The sequence below is a fragment of the Paenibacillus sp. BK720 genome (assembly GCF_011761545.1).
Taxonomy (GTDB): Bacteria; Bacillota; Bacilli; order Paenibacillales; family Paenibacillaceae; genus Pristimantibacillus.
In genome coordinates, this window is the sequence record NZ_JAASRQ010000002.1 from 1,062,949 (window position 1) to 1,084,783 (window position 21,835).

The window sequence follows — 21,835 nt, forward strand, 5'->3', positions numbered from 1 at the left end:
TAGATGTCCGAACAACAGACCGCAGTTAATTCGCAGCACCACCATGACCATGACCATGACCATGACCATGGCTGCAATGTTCCGAAATTCAATACCCGCGATCTTCTGGTCCGCGAAGATATTATGCAAAAGGCGAAGGAACTGGCGGATCTTATCTTTACTTCCGAGGAAGTCCAGCTTTACCGCCGGGCCGAGAAGCAGATTCAAGGCAATGAACGCGTCCAATCGCTGATCTCGCTTATCAAGAAGAAGCAAAAAGAAGTCGTTGCCTTCGAAACAACGTTCAAAAACGAGCAAATGGTGAAAAAAATCGAAGGCGAAATGGAAGTGCTGCAGGACGAGCTGGACGGTATTCCGATCGTATCGGAGTTCCAGCAAAGCCAATCCGACATCAACTATTTGCTGCAGCTGGTCATTTCGATCGTACGCGATACGGTATCCGAGAAAATCAATGTCGAAGACGCTACGGTGGAAGCGCCGGCTGAATGCGACTAGAATAAAGAGAGAGGCGATTCTGCATCGGATCGCTTCTCTTTATTTTTCCCTATAATTTCGGCGGAGACTCTCATAATAAAGACAGGATTGTGCCAAAATGAACTGTCGGAGCATTTAAGCCTTAAAAACCAATTAGGAGAGGAGAAATACGATTATGTATCCATTTACATACTACAATCCGACCCGCCTGCACTTCGGTGAAGGGCAATTAAAGCAGCTCCCCGTCGAAGCGGCAAAGCTGGGAAAACGCGTGCTGCTTGTCTATGGCGGCGGAAGCATTAAGCGAAACGGTCTTTACGAGCAAGTACTCGCCAAGCTGGATGAAGCGGGTTGTACGGTTACCGAGTTAAGCGGCGTTGAACCTAATCCGCGTCTGTCGACGGTGCACCGCGGAGCCGAGCTGTGCCGCTCCGAGTCGATTGACTGGGTGCTGGCCGTTGGCGGCGGCAGTACCATTGACTGCGCGAAAGCCATTATTATCTCCGCGAAATACGAGGGCAGCTTCTGGGACGTCGTAACGCGCAAGGCGAAGCCGGAAGCAGCGCTTCCGCTTGGCACCGTGCTCACGCTTGCGGCAACGGGCTCCGAAATGAACTCCGGTTCGGTTATTACCAATCAAGAGACGCTGGAGAAGCATGGCTGGGGCAACGTTTTGGCTTATCCAACGTTCTCCATTCTGGATCCGGTATTTACGGCCAGCGCGCCAAAAGACCATACGGTCTATGGCATGGTGGATATGATGGCTCACGTACTGGAGCAGTATTTCCATCATGACGCGAATACACCGGTGCAGGACGGCTTCTGCGAAACGATTCTGCGCACCGTAATTGCGACAGCTCCAGGCCTCGTGAACGATCTGACAAACGTGAAGCTGCGCGAGACGATTCTATATTGCGGCACGATGGCTCTGAACGGAACGCTGTCTATGGGCGTTATCGGCGACTGGGCGAACCATGACATGGAGCATGCGGTGTCTGCGGTGTACGACATTCCGCACGGCGGCGGTCTTGCCATTCTGTTCCCGAATTGGATGAACTATGTGGTGGAGGAAAACGTGGCACGCTTCAAGCAGTTCGCGGTCAATGTATTCGGGGTGAATGCCGATGGCCGCAACGACCTTGAAGTAGCCCGCGAAGGGATTGCGAAGCTGCGCGAGTTCTGGAATTCGATCGGCGCTCCGTCGCGCCTCGCGGACTACGAGATCGACGACAGCAGACTGGAAGAGATGGCGGAGAAAACAACCGGAAGCGGTACCCGCGGCAACTTCCGCAAGCTGACGAAGGAAGATGTTGTGGCGATCTATCGATTGTCTCTGTAAGGATATAGGCTAGCTGGGCAGATTAGGGCGAAAACCTGGTCTGCCTCTTTTTTTGGGCGGAATGCAGGGATTTTCCAGTTTAAAATCGTACGGTTAAGTCGGACTTTCATTCCTTAATGGGGTTAATTAAAGGCATGCGCAAAAAAGCGGCTGTGCAGGATAAGTCCTGGCGCAGCCGCTTTTGCATGTACTATTTTATTAAATGGTTGTGTGGAGCTGGCTGCCTTCCTGTTCGGAATGGATTGACGATTGAATTCTCAGAATGTATGGTTTGAGAGACAGTACGATAACTGCCGCAACAAAGGATTTAACGGCGTCACCGGGAAGGTAAGGGTAACACCCGGCCGTCATGGCTTTGCCAAAGCCAAGGCCCGTTACATGCACCAGCCAGGGCACGCCCGGCACATAAGCAAGGAAAGAGCCGAACAGCTCGAACACGATAAACAAAGCGATAAATCCAACAATCCGGTTGCGCATGAGAGCTTCGCTGCGGAAGAGAGCTTGCGTCGCAAAGCCGATCAGCAGAGCGCAGAACGGGAAGGCAAAGATAAATCCGCCGGTTGCTCCGGTCAGCGTCTCAAGACCGCCTCTGCCGCTTAATAGAGGAAGGCCTGTCGCGGTTAGGGCAATTACGATCCAAAGCGAGATAAAGCTTTTGCGAGGGCCCAGAATCGCTCCCGCTAACGTGACTGCAAGCGTCTGAAGGGTAATAGGCACATAAGAACCCACTTTGATCTGAATGGCGCTCATTACGATGAAGAGAGCTGCGAATAAGGCGATAAATACGGTGCCTCGAATATTACTGCCGGTGCGCATGGTAGATCGACTCCTTTGGTGATTGCAATTTAATTGTTAACCATTTATATTTTATTAAGGTTAACAAATCGGATTTTAGCACAGCTTTTTCATTTGGGGAAGAGGTAGAAGAAATGTTTTCGGAAAAAAATTTGGCAGAGCTGACCAATGTGTCAGTTCAGCCTCTTGCTTACGGGGAGCAAATGAAGGCCCAGCCTTTCCTGCTGCGCAACGTGTCGGCGACGATTGCAGAAGGGGAATGGATTAACCTGATCGGTAGGAACGGAAGCGGGAAAAGCACGCTGGCGAGGCTAATCGCCGGTTTCGGCGCTTTTCGGATTGTAGGCGGGGTTGAGAAGGATCAAGCCCGGTTCATAACGGGGCAGGTTCCAATGGTGCTGCAGCAGCCGGATGCGTCCATGGTGGGTTCAACACCTTGGGAGGATATCGTGATGATGCTCGAGCAGCATGGCGTCGACGGCAGCAGGATTGCGGGGCTCTCAGAGGCTGCCCTTCGTCAGACCGGTCTGCATTCGCGCATGCATCAACCGGTAGAAACCTTGTCCGGCGGTCAGAAGCAGCTGACGGCTATAGCGGGCTGTCTCGCCGTGCAAACGCCGATGCTTATTCTGGATGAAGTTACGGCTATGCTGGATCCCGAAGCCTGCATAAGTGTAATGGCTAAGGTTAGAGAGCTGAACAGCGGCGGAGTAACGGTCATCTGGATAACGCAGAAGCTGGAGGAGCTTGCTGCCGGCGACCGCGTCCTGGCGCTGGAGCAAGGAGAGCTCCGGTTCGATGGAACCGCAGAGAAGCTGTTCGAACGTTGCTCTGCCGAGGGAAGCAGTCCATGCGAGGAGCTGGGCTTTTCAGCTCCTTACGTCATTCGGACGGCTTGGGAGCTCGAGAAGCTTGGACTAAAGCTGCAGCCGCTGCCAATGACGCCAGAAATGCTTGTTAAGGCGGTGACAACGGTATGACAGAAGATTGGAAGCTGAAGCAGGTATCGGTTGCCGCGGCCCATGAGCCGGACAAGCTGCTGTTAAGCGAGATTAACCTGACCTTCCGAAAAGGAGCTATTACGCTGCTTGTCGGACATAATGGCTCGGGCAAATCAACGCTGCTCGAGACGATGGCGGGTTTGCGCCGATTAGCCGGCGGGAAAATCGGTCAGGGAAATGAAAACTTATGGATGAACGAGGGGAAAAAGCAGCGGTTGAATAAGTCGATTGTGATTCGGACGGGCATTGCGCTTCAGCAATCCGAATCGCAATGGTTTGCGTCGACGGCAAGGGAAGAGTTCGAATATTCGTTGAAGCCTTACGGGCTGAATGCCGAAGAGAAGGCTAGCAGAATCGAAAAAGCAATGGAGCAGGCGGGACTGCCAAGGGAGCTGCTGTTGCGCGATCCTTGGACGCTAAGCGGCGGGCAGCAGCGAAGGCTTGCCATGGCCTGCCTGTTGGCATGCGAGCCGGAATGGCTGCTGCTCGACGAGCCGACGGCGGGGTTGGACGCCGACGGCATCCGCCGCTTATGCGCGATGCTGGACGCGCACAGGGCGGCGGGGCGCGGAGCGGTCGTGGCCACGCACGACCTCGACGCGCTGCTGCCGCTTGCGGACGAGGTCGCCGTGCTTGCCGGCGGCTCCGTCCGCGAAGCGGCTCCGGCGGCCTCGTGGGCGGAGAACCGCGCCCACGAGGCCGCCGCGCCGCAGGCGCAGCGCACGCTGGCGCAGCTGCGCGCGGCCGGCTTTGCGCCGCCGGCTGCGCCAGGCGGCGCGCCGTGGCCGGCGCCGCGCGAGCTCGCGGCGCTGCTGGCGGCGCAGCGCGCCGCCCACGGCGCAAGGACGGCGGAACGCCCGCCCTTGCAAGCCGCTGCCGCAAGCGCTGCTGCCGATACGCCCGCAGCAGCGCTTGCTTCGCCGCAGGCTCCGCCCGCTGCGGCTCCAACCCAAGGGCTCGCTGCGCGGTTCGATCCGCGGGCGTTAATCGCCGCGTACCTCTTGCTCGCCACGACCGTCCTGCTCCAGCGCAGCTGGGCCGGGCTGGCAGTCGCCGCGGTCATCTCCCTCGCGGTTCTGATCCCGCTGCGGGCGCAAATAAGGCCCTGGATGAAAGCCATCCGGGCCTACGTGATCATGACGGCGGTGATCGCCATTATATCGGGCGTGCATTTTAGCCCGTTTGCCTTCGAATGGGAGGCGGCCCTCCAGACGATTCAGCGCTTCAGCGGTTTGCTGCTCGTGATGATGCTGGGCTTGCCGCTTATGGGACTCGTGACGCCGCTGCGGGTCCAGCGCAGCCTGGAGCAGACGTTTGGCTGGCTGAGCCGCTTCAAAGTCCCCGTGGCGTCCGTGGCGCTAACGGTAACCTTGATCTTCCGCTTTATTCCGCTGCTTGCGGGGGAATGGGAGCGTTACGTCAAGATCGCGCATGCGAGGGGCAAAGTCACAACGGCCGTAGGCTCGCTACCGTTCCGGATGCTGCTGCCTGCCATGGTGCCGTACATCCGTTCCTTGCTGCGTTTGGCCGAGCAGATGTCGGATGCGCTGGAAGCCCGCGGAATCGGGCATCCGCTTGCGAAGCCAACGCACGGCCTCCGGCTGAAGTTCAGCCGGGAGGATATAAGTATCGTCTTTTCCGCGGCTGTCGCCGCTATCATTCTCTTTTTAATCAGATAATGGCATTAATTATTAATGGACTTAATTAACTTCCTGTCCGACCGGTAATAGACGAGACATAGCACGGCTGCGATGAGACCAAACATCCCGCCCAGCGCGAATCCGCTGTTTAACCCCCAGCCTTCGTTCAGCCAGCCCGCAAGGAATGGACCCGCGAACATGCCCGCCGCGTAGACCGCCTGGTACAGTCCCATGGCGGTAGCCCGGCCGGGAGGGTCCACGTCATGGATCGCAAGCCCAAGCAGCAGAGGGATATGCAAGCCTTGCGCAAATCCGTTAACCATCTGCGTAAGCATAAGAACCCAGATGGAATGCGCATAGCAGATCGAGACGGTGCAGATGGCGCTTAGAATAAAGCCGGTGCCGATCGTCGTCCAATTCCCGAAGCGCGGCGCGAACCACCTGGCCGTAAACATGGAAGCGAGGGCGTGCGGCGCCATAAAAGCGAAAACGAGAAGCGTAAGCTCGAGTCCGCTGCCGCCCATGTCCTCCGCTTTTAACGGCGTAAATCCGAACATCGTAATGAATAGCACGCAATGCGCGAGCAAAGAGAGCAGGGCGACCCGCAGCAGCAGCTTTGTCCGGATTACGCTTTGAATCTTAGAGAACGATATTCCGCTCCGCTCATGAAGCGGTTTGGCCGGCTCGTGAATGACGAGTGCCAGCAAAAGGCCAATTCCTCCAATTATCGCCCCAAGCACAAAAGGAGCATCCGCTCCAAATCCTTCGGACATCCAGCCGCTTAACAGCATCCCGATCATTTGGCCCGATACGGTCATCACGCTTATGTTTCCCATCGCCTTCGTGGCATCTTCAGCCGCAAAATAATTCGCGTACATTACCGTAAACGCGACCCAGGTCGATGCGCATAATCCCGCCATCGCGCGGCCCGCAAGCGGCCATAGCCAGCTCCCCGGTATGATAAACAGAAGACAGCTGACGCCGGCGGCCAGCATGCCGAGCAGGATAAAAGGCTTTCTTTTTCCGTAACGGTCCGACAGCATCCCGAGCGGAAAACGGATTAACAGCTGAACGAAGCCATAACTGCCAAGCACAATTCCGATTAAATCAAGCGAAAGCCCTCTCGAGCTTAAGTAAGGCGACAACGTTGGCACGTATGTATACATCGCAATCCAGAACATTAACGTTACCGTCATAAAAAGTAGTCGCTGCGATCGTGTTGATGGTTCCATTCTGGTTACCTCCCTCATATAAATCTACTTTATAAGACATGCCACGCACCTGTCACGGTATTTTTAGTCCGAAGGTAACTTTAGTCCGGGCAAAATCGTTAGAGGCGATGGCGATGTTGAAATCCTGTTTCTTCAAGGGGTGCAAGGGAATGGATGATCGACTAACCGGGAAGAGCAACGTACCGCGCGAGCTGAGAGAATGGCTGTTTTCGATTGCGGCCGCAATCATGATCGCATTGCTGTTCCAAAACTATGTTTACGCGCAGGCGAAGGTACATAACATTTCGATGCAAAAAACGCTTGCGGAAGGCCAGCGCCTGATCGAAGACAAATGGTCTTACCGTTTCACCCCCCCGGAACGCGGAGATATCGTCATCATCCATGGACCGGAAAGCCCCTTGCGTTTAGTCAAAAGAGTAATAGGCGTGCCTGGCGATATCATTGACGTCCGGGACGGATTGGTTGTCTTGAACGGACAGCCGTTATCGGAGTCCTATTCGGTAGGGAGTACGATGCCTGGCAGGATGCTATTGCCCTATACGATTGCCCCGAAGGAGCTTTTCGTTCTTGGCGACAACCGCGAGCATAGCGTGGACAGCCGGACAATCGGGCCGATTGCCTTCTCCAGCATTGAAGGAAAGGCCGTGTGCCGGATATGGCCGCTGAACAAATTTGGACTTCTGTAAAGGAGAGAAAAGGGAAGTTGGATAATCTGATGCTGCATCGGCCGGTCAAACGTTCGTTCCTGCGCCTGCAGGCCGGTAAATGGTGGTTTACGAATAAAAGGCGGATAAAATGGCTGTTTAGCGCAAGCAAGCCGGCCCGGATCCGTAAGGAGCTGTCTTTGCCGTATGTGGTTTTTACCCATGCGACTCCTCTCATGAGGAAGCTCCGAAATGCGGACATGCGGCTGCAGACCAATAAGGTAATCAATTTGCGGCTGGCGGCAGAGAGATTGAACGGCATTGTATTGATGCCGGGCGAAACCTTCTCCTTTTGGCGGACCATAGGCAAACCGACAAGAAGGAAGGGTTATGTGGACGGCATGATTTTGTTTTACGACGGATATAAGCCGGGAGTAGGCGGCGGATTATGCCAAATGTCCAATCTCCTCTATTGGATGACGCTGCATACTCCGCTCCAGGTGACGGAACGGCATCGGCACGGCTATGATGTCTTCCCGGACGCCGGGCGGACGCAGCCGTTCGGAAGCGGTGCGACCTGCGCGTACAATGATATGGATCTAAGGATCCATAACCCGACGAAGCAGCCTTTTCAGCTGATTGTGGGCCTTACGGAAGGTAAGCTGGTTGGCGAATGGCGATCATCCCTGCCGGTGAACTGCCGGTACGAAGTCGTGGAAAAGGATCATCGGATTGAGCTGAAGCCGTGTGGCGGTTACGTCAGAAGCAACTCGATCTACCGCAGGACATACTCGCTCGATGAAGGAGAGCTGCTGGACGAAGAATTCGTTGCCGGCAATGAAGCGGTCATGTTGTATACCCCTATGCTTGAGCCGGTTGAAACGGAATAGCATGTATGCCCGCTTCCCTCAACAGCCACAATAAAGGGAGTACCCAAAAATGTGGTTAGCGAGGTGGCCTTATGTCAATCCAAAAATGCAGACCTTTGATCTATATGCTGATTGTCGCCGTATTTGCGTTTGCGGTGCCTTCAGCCGCGCATGCGGAGCCTTCATATGCCAAATACGGCAGGATCGCGATGCAGGAGACGGCAAATAAATATCCGGATGCGGATATTATCGATTACAAGTACGAGGGACATTTTTCGGCGAGCGGATCGAGGGCGGAGGAACGGTTTAAGCTATGGCTTAGGGGCGGCGGATCCGAATTTGGCGTGCGCGTCCATGTCATTGTAGCAACCGACTCCGGTCAAGTTAGAGATATTCGGATCGAGGAGCTGAGGGGTTGAGGAGCGGAAGCCCGCTAATCGTATTCTTAGGCTCTAGTCGTTAGCGGCTGCTGATTTTTCTTAGTACTAAATGAAACGTTTTGGAGTCGGCAACGTATTCCTTCTTATCATCGGCTTTATTATTATCGGGAGGGGTCATATTTTATGTTAGTAACAACAACTGCAGCGATTGAAGGACATCCGATTATCGAATATACGGGCATTGTGACCGGCGAAGCGATTATGGGCGCCAACGTTGTCCGCGACTTTTTCGCATCGATCACGGATATAGTAGGCGGACGTTCCGGTGCTTACGAGAGCAAGCTGAAGGAAGCAAGGGATGTTGCGTTTGAGGAAATGAAAAACCAGGCTTTCCGCATGGGAGCAAACGCGATTGTCGGCATCGATATCGACTATGAGGTTGTGCGCGACGGTATGCTGATGGTGGCTGTCAGCGGCACGGCCGTGCGCATCTAAATTGAAGGCTGAATAAGAAGCTTCTCATTGCCGGGAGGCTTCTTTTTCGTTACAATGCTTAAAGAAAGCGATGGATGACGGGCCATGACAGGAGGCGGATAAGGCATGGATTTTATGTCCTCGCTAGTGGAGCAGCGGATCAAGGAGTCGATGGAGAAAGGCGAGTTTGACAACCTGAGCGGGAAAGGCAAGCCGCTCGAGCTGGAGGATAACTCCCATGTGCCGGAGGAGCTCCGGGTTACCTACAAGCTTCTGAGCAACGCCGGAATGATTCCGGAAGAGATGGTTGTGAGGAAGGAAATCGTCAGCCTCCGCGATATGATTCGCCTATGCCGGAATCCGGATGAAAAAGACGTTCTCCAAAAGAAGCTGACGGAGAAAGAACTGAGGTTCAAAATGCTCATGGAAGCACGCGGACTTCGGCAATCGCCGGTTTTTCAGCAATATGAAACAAAGATTCTGAAGAAATACGAAGGAGTGGAATGAAGTGTATCCCGAAATTACGCCAGCCGAAGTAGAAGAGCGCCTGAAAAACGGCGAGAAGCTGAATCTGATTGACGTGCGTGAAGATGACGAGTGGGAAGCGGGACATATCGCGGAAGCGGTCAACGTTCCGCTCTCGCAATTCGGCGAACGTTACGAAGAGCTGCCGAAGGATCAGGCCCTAATCATGGTTTGCCGAAGCGGCGGACGCAGCGGAAGAGCCTGCGATTTCCTTCATGCCCAAGGCTACAACGTAACCAACATGACCGGCGGCATGCTGGCCTGGAACGGCGAAGTCGAATACGGCAAATAAAACAAAGCGTGCTTGTCAGGGCGGCAATTGGCCTTTCGCAAGCACGCTTTTTTAATTCTACAACCCCCATTCGAGTCATATAGATTAACGCAGGAGCTTGTTCGATTGCGGCGGGAGAATGGACAAGCGGAAGGCGGGTGAGGCTGTATGGACGAGAAGGGGATTACGATCGATTTATCCGTGCAAGGGATGAGCTGCACCGCTTGCGCGGCCAGAATAGAGAAGAATGTCGGAAAAATGCCAGGCGTTGAAGCCGTAGCGGTCAGCTATTCGGCGCGCACGGCCTGGGTGCAATATAAGCCGGGAATCATTGAACCGTCAGCCATTATGGAGCAGATTGGCAAGCTGGGCTTTAAAGCCGATCTGCCAGAAAACGCCAAGGAGGGCTTCGAGAAGGAACGAAGCCGGCTGAGGCTCAGGCTGATTATTTCCTTGATTCTTACGGCGCCTCTGCTCTCGGCGATGGTGCAGCATCTGGCTCCTTTTGCGCGGATCGAGCTGCCCGTGCTTATGACCAATCCGTGGCTTCAGCTCGTCCTGGCGACCATTATCCAATTCGGCATAGGTCTGCCGTTCTATATCGGGGCCTATCACGCCATCCGGTCGCGGGCGACAAATATGGATGTACTGGTGGCAACCGGTACCTCGGCCGCTTATTTGTACAGTCATTTTCTCGTATTTAACGCAGATCGAACCGCTTTGTATGCCCATGAGGTCCCTTTGTATTTCGAGACGTCCGCCGTGGTCATAACGGCCGTGCTGCTAGGCAAATTTATTGAAGCATCGGTTACCTCGCGCGCGCAGCAGGATGCCTCGGGATACAGGAAGCTGCAGAACACGGTTGTGAAGGTGGAGCGGGCCGGCGTTGAAATGGAGATCAAGACGGAGTTTGTCCGTCAGAACGATTACGTGCTTGTGCCCTCCGGACAAATTATTCCTGTTGACGGCGTCATTGCGAACGGGGAATCGGAAGTCAATGAATCCTTGCTGACGGGCGAGAGCGTTCCGCTAGCCAAGCGCCCCGGCGACCAGGTATGGGCGGGAACGCGGAATGAAAGCGGCAGCCTGCGCATCCGAACAACCGCTGCGGGGCATGCCACCATGCTGAGCCGGATTGTTGATCTGGTCAGGCAGGCACAGCGGTCGAAGTCGTTAATTCAGAGACAGGTCGACACGGTTTCAGCCTGGTTTGTTCCGGCGATGCTTCTTCTTTCGTTAGGCACTTTCGTTATTTGGGTTGCGGCTGTGGATCCGGGCAATTGGACGACGGCCTTCCGCTGTGCGGTTGCGGTTGTGCTGGCGGCTTGTCCTTGCGCTCTCGGACTCGCAACTCCGATTTCTCTGGTCGTAGCCTCGGGCCGGCTGGCCAAAAGAGGGATTGTGGTGAAGGAAGCGGGAGCCCTTGAACGGCTGGCGCAGCTTAATATGCTCGTGCTCGATAAAACGGGAACGTTAACGGAAGGTAAGCCGAAGATCGGAAGCATGCATGTCACGCAAGGAAGCAGGCAGGGGCTCTTGAGGCTGGCGGCCGCCGTCGAAGCCCAATCGACTCATCCGCTTGCCGTCGCCATCCGGGCGGAGGCCGTGCAGACCGGACTGGTTCCTCCTGCGGCGACCGGCTTTTCTTATACGACGGGCAAAGGGGTAGAAGCAGTCGTAGAGCAGAGGAGAATCGGAATCGGCAATGCCGGGTTTGCGGCACTCAAAAATTGGGGCTTCGGCAGTCCGACTGTGCAAAGATTCGCGGAAGAACGACAGAAGCTAGGGGAAACGGTGCTGTACGTAGCGGATAATAACCGGGTAATTGGAGCCATTTCCTTTATCGACGCCGTAAAGGCTTTCGCCAAACCGGCCGTAAAGCAGCTCCGTAAAGCCGGAGTAACCGTGGTTCTGGCAACGGGAGATCATCCCGCTCCGGCTCTAAGCGCAGCCCATACGGCGGGGATCGATCCTTCGAAGGTTTATGCCAATATGCTGCCCGAAGATAAATTGGAGCTGGTTGACCGTTTGAAGGAGCAGGATTACAAGGTCGGCATGGCCGGTGACGGCTGGAATGATGCCCCGGCACTAGCCGCGGCGGATGTAGGATTCGCAATGGGAGACGGTACGGACGCGGCATTAACCGCCGGCCATATTACGCTGCTCCAGCCTCGAATGACCGCTATTCCGGAGGCTTTGCTGATCAGCCGTCTAACGGTACGCAACGTCCGCCAGAATCTGACGTTCGCTTTTATCTATAACGCGCTTATCATTCCGTTCGCCGCATGCGGCATGCTTCAGCCATGGATGGCCGGTACCGCAATGGCCTTCAGCTCGGTATCGGTGGTGGGCAACGCCATCCGGCTTGGGGCCAGATTAAGAAGAGCCGCTGGACAATTCTAGAATATGGGTGGTATAGTTACGTTGGTCGAAAACGAATAAATCATGGAACAGGTGCTGCATCAGCCGCAAGGCTGTTGCAAGCTTAATAGGGAAGTCCGGTTCAAATCCGGCACGGACCCGCCACTGTAAGAAGCGGTCTAAGCAATTGCTGAAAGACCCGTGTGCCAGCTTACGTCACTGAATGAAAAATTCGGGAAGACGCTGGCCCTAGTGCTTCAAGTCAGGAGACCTGCCTGTTCGCATAACGCTGTACCTACGCGGAATTAGGGAAGTGTTGGAATGAAGGAACCCGTCTTTCTTTGCGCGCATGCAAAGAGGACTTCCGGCATTTCCGGCACCTTTGCCGGGAATGCCTTTTTTTGTTTTCGATTCAAGATCATTGAAGGGGTGCTTGGAAAGAATGGTTGAGAGAAACAAAAGATTGTCGAAAGTAATGCTGGCGGCGTTGATCGCCGCAATTATGGTCTTTATGGCGGCATGCGGCGCTAATAACGCGAACACGAACGCCAATAAGGGGAATGCAAACGCATCGGCGTCGCCGGTTCAAAGCGAGCAGCCTGCCGAAAGTCCGGCAGCGGCCGCAGAGACGGTATATCCATTTAAAGTTACGGATGCTACGGGAACGGAATTGACGTTTGAGAAAGCTCCAACGAAGGTCGTATCGCTTGCGCCAAGCGAGACGGAGGTTGTTTATGCGGTTGGCGCGGGCGAAGAAGTAGCCGGCGTTGACAGCTACAGCAATTATCCGGAAGAAGCGGCCTCCAAGCCTAAAGTAGGCGACATGACAACCAACATCGAAGCAGTCGCGGCACTGAATCCCGATCTCGTTGTGGCTTCTTCTTCGATGAACGCCGACGCTGTCGAGCAGCTTCGCAAGCTGAACATTGCGGTTCTTGCGACGGATCCCAAAACTTATGATGAAACAATTGCCAAAATCGAGACAATCGGTAAAATTATGAATAAGAACAAGGAAGCGGCTCAGGTTGCGTCGCATATGCGCGATGTGAAGCAGCAGGTGACGGATGCCGTGAAGGATGCTCCGAAGAAGCTGGTTTACCTGGAATTCTCGCCAGGCTGGACGGTTGGTTCCGGCACGTTCCTGGATGAATTGCTGACGATTGCGGGCGGTACGAATGTAGGCGCTTCGCAAGCAGGCTGGTACGAGGTTAGCGCGGAAGAAGTCGTGAAGCAAAACCCTGAAATTATCCTTTATCCTGATCTGGGAGAGGATCCGAATCCAATCGTGACCGGCATTAACAGCCGTCCGGGCTGGGATGCGATTGATGCGGTGAAGAACAAGCAGATGTTCGAGGTTGGCAATGACGAGACTTCGCGCGTAGGTCCGCGTCTTGCGGATGCTCTGCTGCAGATTGCCAAAGCTCTTCACCCGGATCTTGTGAAGTAAGATGAAAAGAAAACTAGCGGTCTATGGAGGAGCAGCTTTGCTCCTTCTTGCTGTTTCTATCGTTCTAAGTTTGTCGATTGGATCCTCCATGCTGCCGTTTTCCGACGTATGGGGAATTCTCTGGCATCAGCTTCCTTGGACGGATGACGCAGGCAGTCGCTGGAGTGCCGGAGAGATTGCGATTGTGACGCAGGTTCGGCTGTCCCGCGTGCTGCTGGGCGTGCTTGTTGGCGCCTGTCTTGGGCTTGCCGGGGCCGGCTTTCAAGGCGTGCTCCGCAATCCGCTTGCCGATCCTTATACGTTAGGGGTATCATCAGGCAGCTCGGTAGGGGCGGCTTTTCTTATTTTGTTCGGTTATCAGGCGGTGCTGGGCGAGTGGACCATTCCGGTTGTCGCTTTTATCACGGGAACGGTTACGCTGCTTGGCGTTTTCTTCCTGGCGCGCAGCAGAGGCGTCATGCAGATTGAGACGTTGATCCTCTCTGGCGTCATCATTCAATCCTTCTTAGGCGCGTTCGTATCGTTTATGGTATCGATGTCCGACGATGTCATTAATCAGATTTTGTTCTGGCTTATGGGATCGCTGGCGATGAAAAACTGGGCGGACGTTTATATCGTGCTTCCATGTCTTGCGATCGGGCTGCCGCTTCTGATTGCTTACGGACAAGCGCTGAACCTGTTTGTGCTTGGCGAGCGGCATGCGGCGCATCTGGGAATCCGGGTTGAGCGGACAAAACTGATCGTCCTGATCGGCTCGACGCTGCTTACAGCGGCGGCGGTATCGGTCAGCGGCGTTATCGGCTTCGTGGGCTTGGTAGTGCCGCATCTCATCCGGTTAATGGTAGGGCCCGATTACCGGCTTCTTATTCCTCTCTCGGCCATAGGCGGTGGAATATTCGTGTTATGGTCCGACACCCTTGCGAGAGTTGCCCTTGCACCCAAGGAAATTCCGCTAGGCGTCGTAACCGCTTTGCTAGGCGCGCCGTTCTTCGCGTATCTGCTGTACCGGCGCAAAAAAGGACAGGAGGGCTTCTAATGATCTCGGTTCAACAAGCGAGCAAGAAAGTGAACGGCCGTTCCGTGCTGGAGAACCTCTCGTTCGAGCTGGAGCCGGGCCGGATTCACGGCATCATCGGGCCAAACGGGGTAGGAAAGTCAACGCTCCTGCAGCTGTTGTCCGGTGTGTCGAAGCCCACTCAAGGCGAGGTCAGCTTAGCCGGCGTCAACCTGTCGAATTATTCCCGCAAAGCGCTTGCAAGACGTCTGGCAGTGTTGCAGCAAGGCGGGCTCCCGCCTGCGGGCTTTACCGTCCGCCAAGTCGTTGAGATGGGACGGTTTCCTTATCAGAATTGGTTCGGCGACGAGCGGGAGGATCATTCGGCTTTGATTGATTTTGCCCTTGAGACTATGGGTCTTACAGCGTTGTCGAGCCGATCGCTTGATCAGCTTAGCGGCGGGGAGCGTCAAAGGGTCGCTCTGGCGAAGGTAATCGTGCAGGAGCCGGAGGTTATTTTGCTGGATGAGCCAACGACTTATCTGGATATCGGTTATCAAGTGCAGCTGCTGGATACCGTGCGGCAGTGGCAGAAGGAACGCAGCTTGACCGTTGTGGCGGTTCTGCATGATCTGAATCTGGCTTCTCTGTACTGCGACCGGATACTCGTCTTGCATAAAGGCGGGATTGCGGCATTGGGAGCTCCTTCGGAGGTGCTCAGCGCGGATCTGATCCGGGAGGTTTATCAGACGGAAGCATCGATCGTGAAGCATCCGTTAACCGGTACGCCGCAAATTTTGCTGCAGCCGAAGTTGCAGGAAGCTGACCTATTAATTAAAGTGACCTAGAGTTATAGATGGAGAGGAGAAAACGTTATGGCAAATGAACTAGCGGCCAAGCTGAAACGGGTTATCGAACGAATCAGGCCTATCCAGGAGCAAGCTGTCCTTGAAGCCAAGGCGCATTCCGATCAGCTGACAAAGCCAACCAGCAGTCTCGGGAAGCTTGAAGAGATCGCTTTTCGCTTAGCCGGGATTTCAGGAGGCCTATGGCCGGATTTGTCCCGCAAAGCGGTAGTCGTCATGGCTGGAGACCACGGCGTGTGCGAGGAAGGAGTCAGCGCTTATCCGCAGGAAGTGACGCCGCAAATGGTTCTTAATTTCTTAAACGGCGGCGCTGCGGTTAACGTACTGGCGCGGCAGGCGGGAGCCGATGTCTATTGCGTGGATATTGGCGTTAATGCCGAGCTCGAGCATCCGGGACTGATCAGCCGCAAGGTGGTTCGCGGGACGGCCAATATGGCAAAGCAGCCTGCGATGAGCTGGGAAGAAGCGCTTCAAGCCGTTATGGCCGGCGTACAGGTAGCGGAGGAATTAGCGGGGAAAGGTTACCGGCTGTTCGCAACGGGAGAGATGGGCATTGGCAATACGACCCCAAGCGCGGCTCTGACAACCGTATGGACGGGATTATCGCCCGAATTGTCCGTTGGCCGTGGAACAGGCATTAACGATGAAAGCTGGCGGCATAAAATCGAAGTCGTGAAACGCGCTATAGCCGTTAATAAGCCTGACGCTTCTGACCCGCTTGACGTTCTCGCCAAGGTTGGCGGTGCTGAGATTGCGGGATTGGCCGGATTTATCATCGGAGCGGCGGCCAACGGCTGTCCGGTTGTCGTTGACGGTTATATTTCCTCGGTTGCCGCGCTTGCTGCCGTACGGCTGGCGGAACAGGCGAAGCCTTATTTGTTCGCCTCCCATTTATCCCAGGAGCAAGGGCATGCGGTTGTGCTGGAGACGATGGGGCTGTCTCCGATGATTCAGCTTGACATGCGGCTTGGAGAGGGGACTGGCGCCGTACTATGCTTCCATTTCGTTGACGCCGCCTTAAAGCTGATGCAGGAAATGGCGACCTTCTCAAGCGCCGGAGTTTCCAGGGAGTAGGTGGGCGAGGATGGCAATGTTGGTAACCGGCGGAGCGAGAAGCGGCAAAAGCTCCTTCGCCGAGAAGCTTGCGGCCCGGCTTGGGGAACAAGGGGTGTATCTCGCAACCAGCCGGATTTGGGATGGGGAGATGGCGGAACGGATCGCTTTGCACCAACAGAATCGGGAACAGGACATCTTTCGTTGGACAACCATTGAGGAGCCGATGGAGCTTCCGGCCAGGCTGAGGCAACTGGCGAAGGAAGCCTATGAGCTGGAGTTAATGGAAGGTAAGCCTCCGGTGGTTTTGATTGATTGTTTGACGTTATGGCTGACGAATGTGCTAATGGAAGCGGAGGAACGGGAAAGATCCGATTCGGCGGAGAGCAGCCGGGATTGGCTGAGTGAAAAGCTTCATGAACTGGCCGCTGCCGTTCAGGAATATCATTATCCGCTTATCCTCGTGACCAATGAGGTAGGAGACGGAATTGTACCGGCTTATCCGCTGGGAAGAAGATTCCGCGATGAAGCCGGACGGCTGAATCAACGGATGGCTGCGCTGTCGGAAAAAGTTTTTCTCGTGACGGCGGGAATTCCGGTCGAATTGAAAGCCTTGGCATTTCGGTGGGAGAGCTTATGATTTTTTATTCTTTGCAGGAAACGCTGCTGCTTGCGGCGGCTGCGATCGTTATAGACTGGATTATCGGCGATCCGAAGTGGCCGACCCATCCCGTTATCTGGATCGGTCGGCTTATTCGCGTACTCGAGAAGCGTCTTCGCGGGAAGGAAGAAGGTCGGGACGCCGCGCGGGTTAAGGGAACCGGCATTATTTTGACGATCGTTACCTTGTCCGCATCCTTCGGCATCATGTGGGCAGCGACGGCCGCGGCAGCCTGGATCCATCCGTGGCTTGGTTATGCGGTAAGCGCCTGGTTCATCTCCACTACGATTGCGGTAAAGGGATTGAAGGATGCGGCAATGCTTGTCTATCGACCGCTTGCTGCCGGCAATTTGGAGGATGCGCGCAAATTCGTCGGATACATTGTTGGGCGCGATACCGCGAACCTGACGCCTCCCGAAGCTTCCCGGGCAGCTGTGGAGACGGTAGCGGAAAATACGGTGGATGCGTTTGTATCGCCTATTCTGTTCGCCATCCTCGGCGGTGCGCCGCTTGCCATGCTCTATAGGGCAACAAATACGCTGGATTCCATGGTTGGTTACCGTAATGATAATTATGTAAACTTCGGGTGGTGTTCCGCCCGAACGGATGATGCGCTCAATTATATTCCGGCACGCCTTACCGGACTGCTGCTTACGCTAGCCGCGTTTCTGAACGGGGGAATGTCGGCTGCCCGTTCCTGGGCTTCGGTTCGCCGGTTCGCCCGTTATCATCCGAGTCCCAACAGCGGTATTCCGGAATCCGCCGTGGCCGGAGCTCTTGGCATTGAGCTTGGCGGACTTAATTATTATTTCGGACAGCCAAGCGAGCGGGCCAGGATGGGATGGCCGATTAGAGCCATGGAGCCTTTCGATATCGTCCGCTCCGTCCGGCTTTTGTATACCGTTAGTATTCTTATGATGGCTGGAGTGTTGGGGTTATGGTTATTGCTTCGTTAAAACGCCATGCGTTGGCTGCCGCTGCGGCCCTGCAGTTTCTTACGCGGATTCCCGTACCGGTAACGGTTCCGTTTGAACCGGTGACTCTGGCAAGGACGGTTATTTATTTCCCTGCGGCTGGCTTTCTTCTTGGAGCGATATTGGCAGGAGGGTTTGCTTTGCTGGAGCAGTTCACGCCCGCTATGCCGGCTGCCGTATTGCTGCTGGCTATTTGGACGGCGCTAAGCGGAGGCTTGCACCTCGACGGATGGATGGATACGGCAGACGGCGTGCTCAGCCACAGGTCCCGGGAGCGGATGCTGGAGATTATGAAGGACAGCCGCGTAGGGGCTATGGGCGTCATTGCGGCAGTGCTGCTTCTTCTCTTTAAATTTTCCTTGCTGGCGGAATGGTTTGGCCAGCAGGATAGCAGCCGCGCATTATCCCTTCTAGCGATCATTCCGGTCTGGAGCAGATGGTGGATGGGAGCCGCCATCGCGGGCTGGCCGAATGCCCGGCAGGGCGAAGGAATCGGGGCTTTATTCCATTTGGCTTCGGGACGGCAGGTTGCCGCAGGCTTTATTGCAGCTGTCGTCTTAACGGCGCTCAGCTTAATTCTAAGCGGATTGCCTTGGCAGGAAACATTTCTGCTGCTTGCCGGCTGCATTTTATTAACGATACTTACCGGAACGTTATTCGCCGTATGGCTTAGCCGCAAGCTTGGCGGTTTGACGGGGGATACCTACGGTGCGCTTAATGAAGCCGTTGAAGCCGTATTATTATTTGCAAGCGTATTGGCCATTCACGTAATTTAGCGATGGGAGAGGGGAATATCCATGCTTGAACGCTACGGACATGGGGGAGATTTACGGACGGCGGAAGAAACCTTCGGCTTCCCGGCCCGGCAATTTATTGATTTCAGCTCGAATATGAATCCTTTGGGCCCGCCGGAAGGTGTGAAACGCGCCTTGGTGCGTTACGCGGAGCAGATTGACCGTTATCCGGATCCGGCCGTTCGCGAACTTCGGACCAAGCTGGCGAAGCTTCACCGCGTAGACGAGCAGTCCATTCTGATCGGAAACGGCGCCGCCGAGCTGATCGACTTGGTCGTGAGGGCCCTTCGTCCGGCCGTAACGGCATTAGCTTATCCTTGCTTTACGGAATACGGTGACGCCGTGATGAAGACCGCCGGATCGATATCGCCGGTCATGTTATCCGCGGGCAATGATTTTACATTGACTCCACCGATGGTCGAGGATATGGAAGCAACCTTTTATATGCTTGGATCGCCTAACAATCCAACCGGCCAACTGGTGGATCCTAAGCTGATCATGAAGCTGGTATACGGCGGCGCGACGGTTGTGGTTGACGAAGCGTTTATGGACTTTGTGCCGGAGGAAGAGAAATATACGCTTCTGAGGGAAGCGGCGTCGCATGAACGGTTGTTCGTCATCCGGTCGATGACCAAATTTTATGCCGTACCGGGCATTCGACTAGGCTATATGGTTGGATCCCCTCATAAAATCGCCGAACTTCGCAGGCTTCAAGTGCCCTGGAGCGTGAATTCCTTGGCTCAGCAGATTGGAGAAGCGGTGCTGGATGAGGCGGAATACGCAGCGCGAACGATGAATTGGCTGCAGGAGGAGCGGCCATGGCTGATCGGCAGGCTTGAAGCCCTTGGTTTCCGGGTTATCCCCGGGAAGGTGAATTACTTGCTTGTTCGGCTGCCCGATATTCCGGGATTAACGGCCGCGGGTCTGCAGCATGAAATGGGACGAATGGGAATTCTCATCCGGGATGCCTCGCATTTTATCGGTCTGGATGAATCCTATTGCCGCTTCGCGGTAAAGCTCCGCCATCAGAACGAATGGCTGCTTGAGGCGCTCGAGCGCTCTTTGTCCAAGTTCCGGGAGGCGGCCGCCCGATGAGCCAGCCATTCAGGCAAGGTCGGCATTACTGTTCGGAATTGTGGAATGGGCTAAGCATCACGTATCGGGACGAGCGATTGGAAATGCGCTGTCCCGGGAAGTTAAGGACGTTAAGTAACGCGATTCATACCGGAGGCTTGGCCGAGGCGGATGTTATCGTTAACTGGAAGGTACCTCTGAATTATAGCGGTACCGATCCTGCCCGTGATGCTGCTGCTCAATTGAAGCAGTGGGGCTATGAGCCGGACCGTACGATTGGCCTTCTGACCGCGGCAAAGCTGACGCATGCATCCGTAGCCGAATTCGAAGGCGATCGCTTCAAGCTGCTCTGCTTGACGACGGCCGGTACCCGGAACGCAGCCAGAGCCGGCTTGCCTCGGGAGACGTTCTCCGCGTATTCGGCGGGTACCATTAATACGGTGCTGCTTGTGGATGGTCGGATGACCGATTCCGCCATGACAAACGCGATCATTACTTACGCCGAAGCGAAAGCTGCAGCTCTTGCCGATCTGCAGCTCATGGATCCGGAGACGAACCGGATTGCGACCGGTACAACGACGGATGCCGTGGTGGTTGGGGTTAGCGGCAATCCTGCCTGCCATGCCGTTCATGCTTATGCGGGAGCGGCCACAACCATAGGCAATGCGATAGGCCGCCTTGTGTACGAGACGGTGCATGAAGCCTGCCGGACACAACACGAGAGCTGATTCCGCCAGTCACGTCATGCGTGAAGGGCGGGAACCGGCTCTTTTTTCATTACGCGTCTTCCTCCTTAACCGCATGAAACGACAAAAGAGCGGGCTTCCGCCTTTCGCATCAGACGAAAAAGAACGGGAACCGGCTCTCTTGTTGGCCGCTTCATTCGTTGAACAGCTGCTTCATTAAGGCTTCGCGGATCGTAATCGGTCCCTTGGGAACCCGGTTCAGATCGAAGTGCCGGATAAGCTCGGCTGCGGCAACCGGCTCGAATCTGTCCGTTTGCCCGGCCAGAAAGGCAAGCCAGCCTATAATGCGCTCAGGTCCAACGCCTGCCGCCTTTAGACCGGCAATCGAAGTATCGCCATGCCGTTTGGCCAGCCGTTTACCGTCTTCTCCCATTAGCAGCGGCACATGGGCGAACCGGGGAGCGGGAAGGTCAAGCGCTTCGTACAGGAGCAGCTGGCGCGGGGTGGAATCCATAAGATCCGCTCCGCGGAGGACATCGGTCATACGCATGGCAGCGTCATCAATGACGACGGCCAGCTGGTAACTGATAATGCCGTCCGCGCGGCGGACCACAAAATCGCCTCCGATCCCGGGCGGGAAGCGTAAAGTCCCTGCAATCCCGTCTTCGTAAGTTATCGCCCGTTCCTCGTCCACTTTAAAACGCAGGGAAGGTGTCTTGACTTCTCCCCGTTCCCGCCGCTGCTCATGCGTCAGATGCCGGCATGTTCCGGCATAAGCCGGACCTTCCGAGGATAACCCGTGCGGAGCGCTCGCGACCGCAAGCAGCTCCGCACGACTGCAGAAGCAGGGATAAAGCCTGCCGCTTGCAAGCAGTTTGTCCATTGCCTCCTCGTAGAAGGAAATCCGCTCGCTTTGCGTGTACGGGGAATAAGGTCCGCCGACATCGGGGCCTTCATCCCAATCAAGACCAAGCCAACGAAGATCGATTAACGCCTGTAGAGCCAGCTCGGGGCGGCATCTCGGCCCGTCGATGTCTTCCAGCCGCAGCACGAATTGACCGTTTCGGCTGCGGACCTGCAGCCAGGCGAGCAGCGCCGCCCAGGCATTGCCTACATGCATCAGACCGGACGGAGTAGGAGCGAAACGTCCGCGTATATTCGACATATCGATCGACTCTCCTTTATTGACACCGATGATAGCATGACTATTTTGAACGGCGCAACTTTTTTACAGATTGGCTGTAACACGTTAGAATAAGAGAATCGGTTATCACGTTGGAG

Annotated in this window: 23 protein-coding genes and 1 riboswitch; of the genes, 20 read left to right on the top strand and 3 right to left on the bottom strand. The window is 55.3% G+C overall.

Going from position 1 to position 21,835, the window contains the following annotated elements; translation table 11 throughout:
• The first annotated feature begins 3 nt into the window (after positions 1–3).
• Positions 4–495, top strand: a complete 492-nt coding sequence (locus FHT67_RS11505) for a YlbF/YmcA family competence regulator (RefSeq protein WP_167198190.1) — start codon at positions 4–6, stop codon at positions 493–495.
• Positions 496–649: 154 nt separating this feature from the next.
• Entirely contained in the window at positions 650–1,813 is a 1,164-nt protein-coding gene (locus tag FHT67_RS11510; protein WP_167198193.1) for an iron-containing alcohol dehydrogenase, read from the top strand.
• 198 nt (positions 1,814–2,011) lie between these two features.
• Here FHT67_RS11510 and FHT67_RS11515 read toward each other — a convergent pair whose 3' ends face one another.
• The gene (locus FHT67_RS11515; RefSeq protein ID WP_167198196.1) at positions 2,012–2,629 is read right to left on the bottom strand and encodes a biotin transporter BioY; all 618 of its coding nucleotides are present in this window, start codon (positions 2,627–2,629) and stop codon (positions 2,012–2,014) included.
• Between the two features lie 113 nt (positions 2,630–2,742).
• Between FHT67_RS11515 and FHT67_RS11520 the strand changes: the two genes are divergently transcribed.
• The gene (locus tag FHT67_RS11520) at positions 2,743–3,588 is read left to right on the top strand and encodes an ATP-binding cassette domain-containing protein (RefSeq protein WP_167198199.1); all 846 of its coding nucleotides are present in this window, start codon (positions 2,743–2,745) and stop codon (positions 3,586–3,588) included.
• Positions 3,585–5,288, top strand: coding sequence for an ATP-binding cassette domain-containing protein (locus FHT67_RS11525; protein WP_167198202.1), 1,704 nt, complete (start codon positions 3,585–3,587; stop codon positions 5,286–5,288). Before FHT67_RS11520 ends, FHT67_RS11525 begins: the two co-directional genes overlap by 4 nt.
• A 5-nt stretch (positions 5,289–5,293) precedes the next feature.
• Here FHT67_RS11525 and FHT67_RS11530 read toward each other — a convergent pair whose 3' ends face one another.
• Positions 5,294–6,481 carry an MFS transporter gene (locus FHT67_RS11530; protein ID WP_167198205.1) on the bottom strand — a complete coding sequence of 396 codons (1,188 nt, stop codon included), beginning with the start codon at positions 6,479–6,481 and terminating at the stop codon, positions 5,294–5,296.
• 149 nt (positions 6,482–6,630) lie between these two features.
• Here FHT67_RS11530 and lepB point away from each other — a divergent pair, with 149 nt between their 5' ends.
• From lepB to FHT67_RS11610, 16 genes are all read left to right on the top strand, one after another.
• Positions 6,631–7,167 (top strand): signal peptidase I, encoded by a 537-nt coding sequence (gene lepB, locus FHT67_RS11535; RefSeq protein ID WP_243711597.1) that lies wholly within the window; start codon positions 6,631–6,633, stop codon positions 7,165–7,167.
• Positions 7,168–7,184: 17 nt separating this feature from the next.
• Positions 7,185–8,015, top strand: coding sequence for a VanW family protein (locus tag FHT67_RS11540; RefSeq protein ID WP_243867059.1), 831 nt, complete (start codon positions 7,185–7,187; stop codon positions 8,013–8,015).
• 71 nt (positions 8,016–8,086) lie between these two features.
• On the top strand, positions 8,087–8,413 hold the full coding sequence (locus FHT67_RS11545) for a YqzG/YhdC family protein (RefSeq protein WP_132305496.1): 327 nt from the start codon (positions 8,087–8,089) through the stop codon (positions 8,411–8,413).
• A 144-nt stretch (positions 8,414–8,557) separates the two neighbouring features.
• The gene (locus FHT67_RS11550; RefSeq protein WP_132305494.1) at positions 8,558–8,869 is read left to right on the top strand and encodes a YbjQ family protein; all 312 of its coding nucleotides are present in this window, start codon (positions 8,558–8,560) and stop codon (positions 8,867–8,869) included.
• A gap of 105 nt (positions 8,870–8,974) precedes the next feature.
• Positions 8,975–9,355 carry a DnaJ family domain-containing protein gene (locus tag FHT67_RS11555; RefSeq protein ID WP_167198209.1) on the top strand — a complete coding sequence of 127 codons (381 nt, stop codon included), beginning with the start codon at positions 8,975–8,977 and terminating at the stop codon, positions 9,353–9,355.
• Position 9,356: 1 nt separating this feature from the next.
• On the top strand, positions 9,357–9,665 hold the full coding sequence (locus FHT67_RS11560) for a rhodanese-like domain-containing protein (protein WP_132305490.1): 309 nt from the start codon (positions 9,357–9,359) through the stop codon (positions 9,663–9,665).
• Between the two features lie 147 nt (positions 9,666–9,812).
• Positions 9,813–12,047, top strand: a complete 2,235-nt coding sequence (locus tag FHT67_RS11565) for a heavy metal translocating P-type ATPase (RefSeq protein ID WP_167198212.1) — start codon at positions 9,813–9,815, stop codon at positions 12,045–12,047.
• Between the two features lie 32 nt (positions 12,048–12,079).
• Positions 12,080–12,298, top strand: a riboswitch (cobalamin riboswitch).
• A 170-nt stretch (positions 12,299–12,468) separates the two neighbouring features.
• Positions 12,469–13,452, top strand: coding sequence for an ABC transporter substrate-binding protein (locus tag FHT67_RS11570; RefSeq protein WP_243867060.1), 984 nt, complete (start codon positions 12,469–12,471; stop codon positions 13,450–13,452).
• Position 13,453: 1 nt separating this feature from the next.
• Positions 13,454–14,488: a FecCD family ABC transporter permease gene (locus FHT67_RS11575; RefSeq protein WP_132305484.1), complete on the top strand. Its 1,035-nt coding sequence runs from the start codon at positions 13,454–13,456 to the stop codon at positions 14,486–14,488.
• On the top strand, positions 14,488–15,294 hold the full coding sequence (locus FHT67_RS11580) for a heme ABC transporter ATP-binding protein (RefSeq protein ID WP_132305482.1): 807 nt from the start codon (positions 14,488–14,490) through the stop codon (positions 15,292–15,294). Before FHT67_RS11575 ends, FHT67_RS11580 begins: the two co-directional genes overlap by 1 nt.
• 27 nt (positions 15,295–15,321) lie before the next feature.
• Positions 15,322–16,386 carry a nicotinate-nucleotide--dimethylbenzimidazole phosphoribosyltransferase gene (gene cobT, locus FHT67_RS11585; RefSeq protein ID WP_132305480.1) on the top strand — a complete coding sequence of 355 codons (1,065 nt, stop codon included), beginning with the start codon at positions 15,322–15,324 and terminating at the stop codon, positions 16,384–16,386.
• Positions 16,387–16,396: 10 nt separating this feature from the next.
• The gene (gene cobU, locus FHT67_RS11590) at positions 16,397–17,005 is read left to right on the top strand and encodes a bifunctional adenosylcobinamide kinase/adenosylcobinamide-phosphate guanylyltransferase (RefSeq protein ID WP_132305478.1); all 609 of its coding nucleotides are present in this window, start codon (positions 16,397–16,399) and stop codon (positions 17,003–17,005) included.
• Positions 17,002–17,982, top strand: coding sequence for an adenosylcobinamide-phosphate synthase CbiB (gene cbiB, locus FHT67_RS11595; protein WP_167198215.1), 981 nt, complete (start codon positions 17,002–17,004; stop codon positions 17,980–17,982). Before cobU ends, cbiB begins: the two co-directional genes overlap by 4 nt.
• The gene (cobS, locus tag FHT67_RS11600; RefSeq protein WP_132305474.1) at positions 17,964–18,776 is read left to right on the top strand and encodes an adenosylcobinamide-GDP ribazoletransferase; all 813 of its coding nucleotides are present in this window, start codon (positions 17,964–17,966) and stop codon (positions 18,774–18,776) included. The genes cbiB and cobS overlap by 19 nt, the downstream gene beginning before the upstream one ends.
• A gap of 21 nt (positions 18,777–18,797) precedes the next feature.
• The gene (gene cobD, locus FHT67_RS11605; RefSeq protein ID WP_132305472.1) at positions 18,798–19,889 is read left to right on the top strand and encodes a threonine-phosphate decarboxylase CobD; all 1,092 of its coding nucleotides are present in this window, start codon (positions 18,798–18,800) and stop codon (positions 19,887–19,889) included.
• Positions 19,886–20,596 carry an adenosylcobinamide amidohydrolase gene (locus FHT67_RS11610; RefSeq protein WP_167198218.1) on the top strand — a complete coding sequence of 237 codons (711 nt, stop codon included), beginning with the start codon at positions 19,886–19,888 and terminating at the stop codon, positions 20,594–20,596. Before cobD ends, FHT67_RS11610 begins: the two co-directional genes overlap by 4 nt.
• A gap of 151 nt (positions 20,597–20,747) precedes the next feature.
• On the opposite strand, the gene gluQRS is transcribed toward FHT67_RS11610, so the two are convergent.
• Positions 20,748–21,719: a tRNA glutamyl-Q(34) synthetase GluQRS gene (gene gluQRS, locus FHT67_RS11615; RefSeq protein WP_207918116.1), complete on the bottom strand. Its 972-nt coding sequence runs from the start codon at positions 21,717–21,719 to the stop codon at positions 20,748–20,750.
• Between the last annotated feature and the right edge of the window lie 116 nt (positions 21,720–21,835).

What these genes read in the sequence shown, in the direction of transcription:
- FHT67_RS11505 (WP_167198190.1), top strand. Translation starts at nt 4, where the DNA reads ATGTCCGAACAACAGACCGCAGTTAATTCGCAGCACCACCATGACCAT.
- FHT67_RS11510 (WP_167198193.1), top strand. Translation starts at nt 650, where the DNA reads ATGTATCCATTTACATACTACAATCCGACCCGCCTGCACTTCGGTGAA.
- FHT67_RS11515 (WP_167198196.1), bottom strand. Translation starts at nt 2,629, where the DNA reads ATGCGCACCGGCAGTAATATTCGAGGCACCGTATTTATCGCCTTATTC.
- FHT67_RS11520 (WP_167198199.1), top strand. Translation starts at nt 2,743, where the DNA reads ATGTTTTCGGAAAAAAATTTGGCAGAGCTGACCAATGTGTCAGTTCAG.
- FHT67_RS11525 (WP_167198202.1), top strand. Translation starts at nt 3,585, where the DNA reads ATGACAGAAGATTGGAAGCTGAAGCAGGTATCGGTTGCCGCGGCCCAT.
- FHT67_RS11530 (WP_167198205.1), bottom strand. Translation starts at nt 6,481, where the DNA reads ATGGAACCATCAACACGATCGCAGCGACTACTTTTTATGACGGTAACG.
- lepB (WP_243711597.1), top strand. Translation starts at nt 6,631, where the DNA reads ATGGATGATCGACTAACCGGGAAGAGCAACGTACCGCGCGAGCTGAGA.
- FHT67_RS11545 (WP_132305496.1), top strand. Translation starts at nt 8,087, where the DNA reads ATGTCAATCCAAAAATGCAGACCTTTGATCTATATGCTGATTGTCGCC.
- FHT67_RS11550 (WP_132305494.1), top strand. Translation starts at nt 8,558, where the DNA reads ATGTTAGTAACAACAACTGCAGCGATTGAAGGACATCCGATTATCGAA.
- FHT67_RS11555 (WP_167198209.1), top strand. Translation starts at nt 8,975, where the DNA reads ATGGATTTTATGTCCTCGCTAGTGGAGCAGCGGATCAAGGAGTCGATG.
- FHT67_RS11565 (WP_167198212.1), top strand. Translation starts at nt 9,813, where the DNA reads ATGGACGAGAAGGGGATTACGATCGATTTATCCGTGCAAGGGATGAGC.
- FHT67_RS11575 (WP_132305484.1), top strand. Translation starts at nt 13,454, where the DNA reads ATGAAAAGAAAACTAGCGGTCTATGGAGGAGCAGCTTTGCTCCTTCTT.
- FHT67_RS11580 (WP_132305482.1), top strand. Translation starts at nt 14,488, where the DNA reads ATGATCTCGGTTCAACAAGCGAGCAAGAAAGTGAACGGCCGTTCCGTG.
- cobT (WP_132305480.1), top strand. Translation starts at nt 15,322, where the DNA reads ATGGCAAATGAACTAGCGGCCAAGCTGAAACGGGTTATCGAACGAATC.
- cobU (WP_132305478.1), top strand. Translation starts at nt 16,397, where the DNA reads ATGGCAATGTTGGTAACCGGCGGAGCGAGAAGCGGCAAAAGCTCCTTC.
- cbiB (WP_167198215.1), top strand. Translation starts at nt 17,002, where the DNA reads ATGATTTTTTATTCTTTGCAGGAAACGCTGCTGCTTGCGGCGGCTGCG.
- cobS (WP_132305474.1), top strand. Translation starts at nt 17,964, where the DNA reads ATGGTTATTGCTTCGTTAAAACGCCATGCGTTGGCTGCCGCTGCGGCC.
- cobD (WP_132305472.1), top strand. Translation starts at nt 18,798, where the DNA reads ATGCTTGAACGCTACGGACATGGGGGAGATTTACGGACGGCGGAAGAA.
- FHT67_RS11610 (WP_167198218.1), top strand. Translation starts at nt 19,886, where the DNA reads ATGAGCCAGCCATTCAGGCAAGGTCGGCATTACTGTTCGGAATTGTGG.
- gluQRS (WP_207918116.1), bottom strand. Translation starts at nt 21,719, where the DNA reads ATGTCGAATATACGCGGACGTTTCGCTCCTACTCCGTCCGGTCTGATG.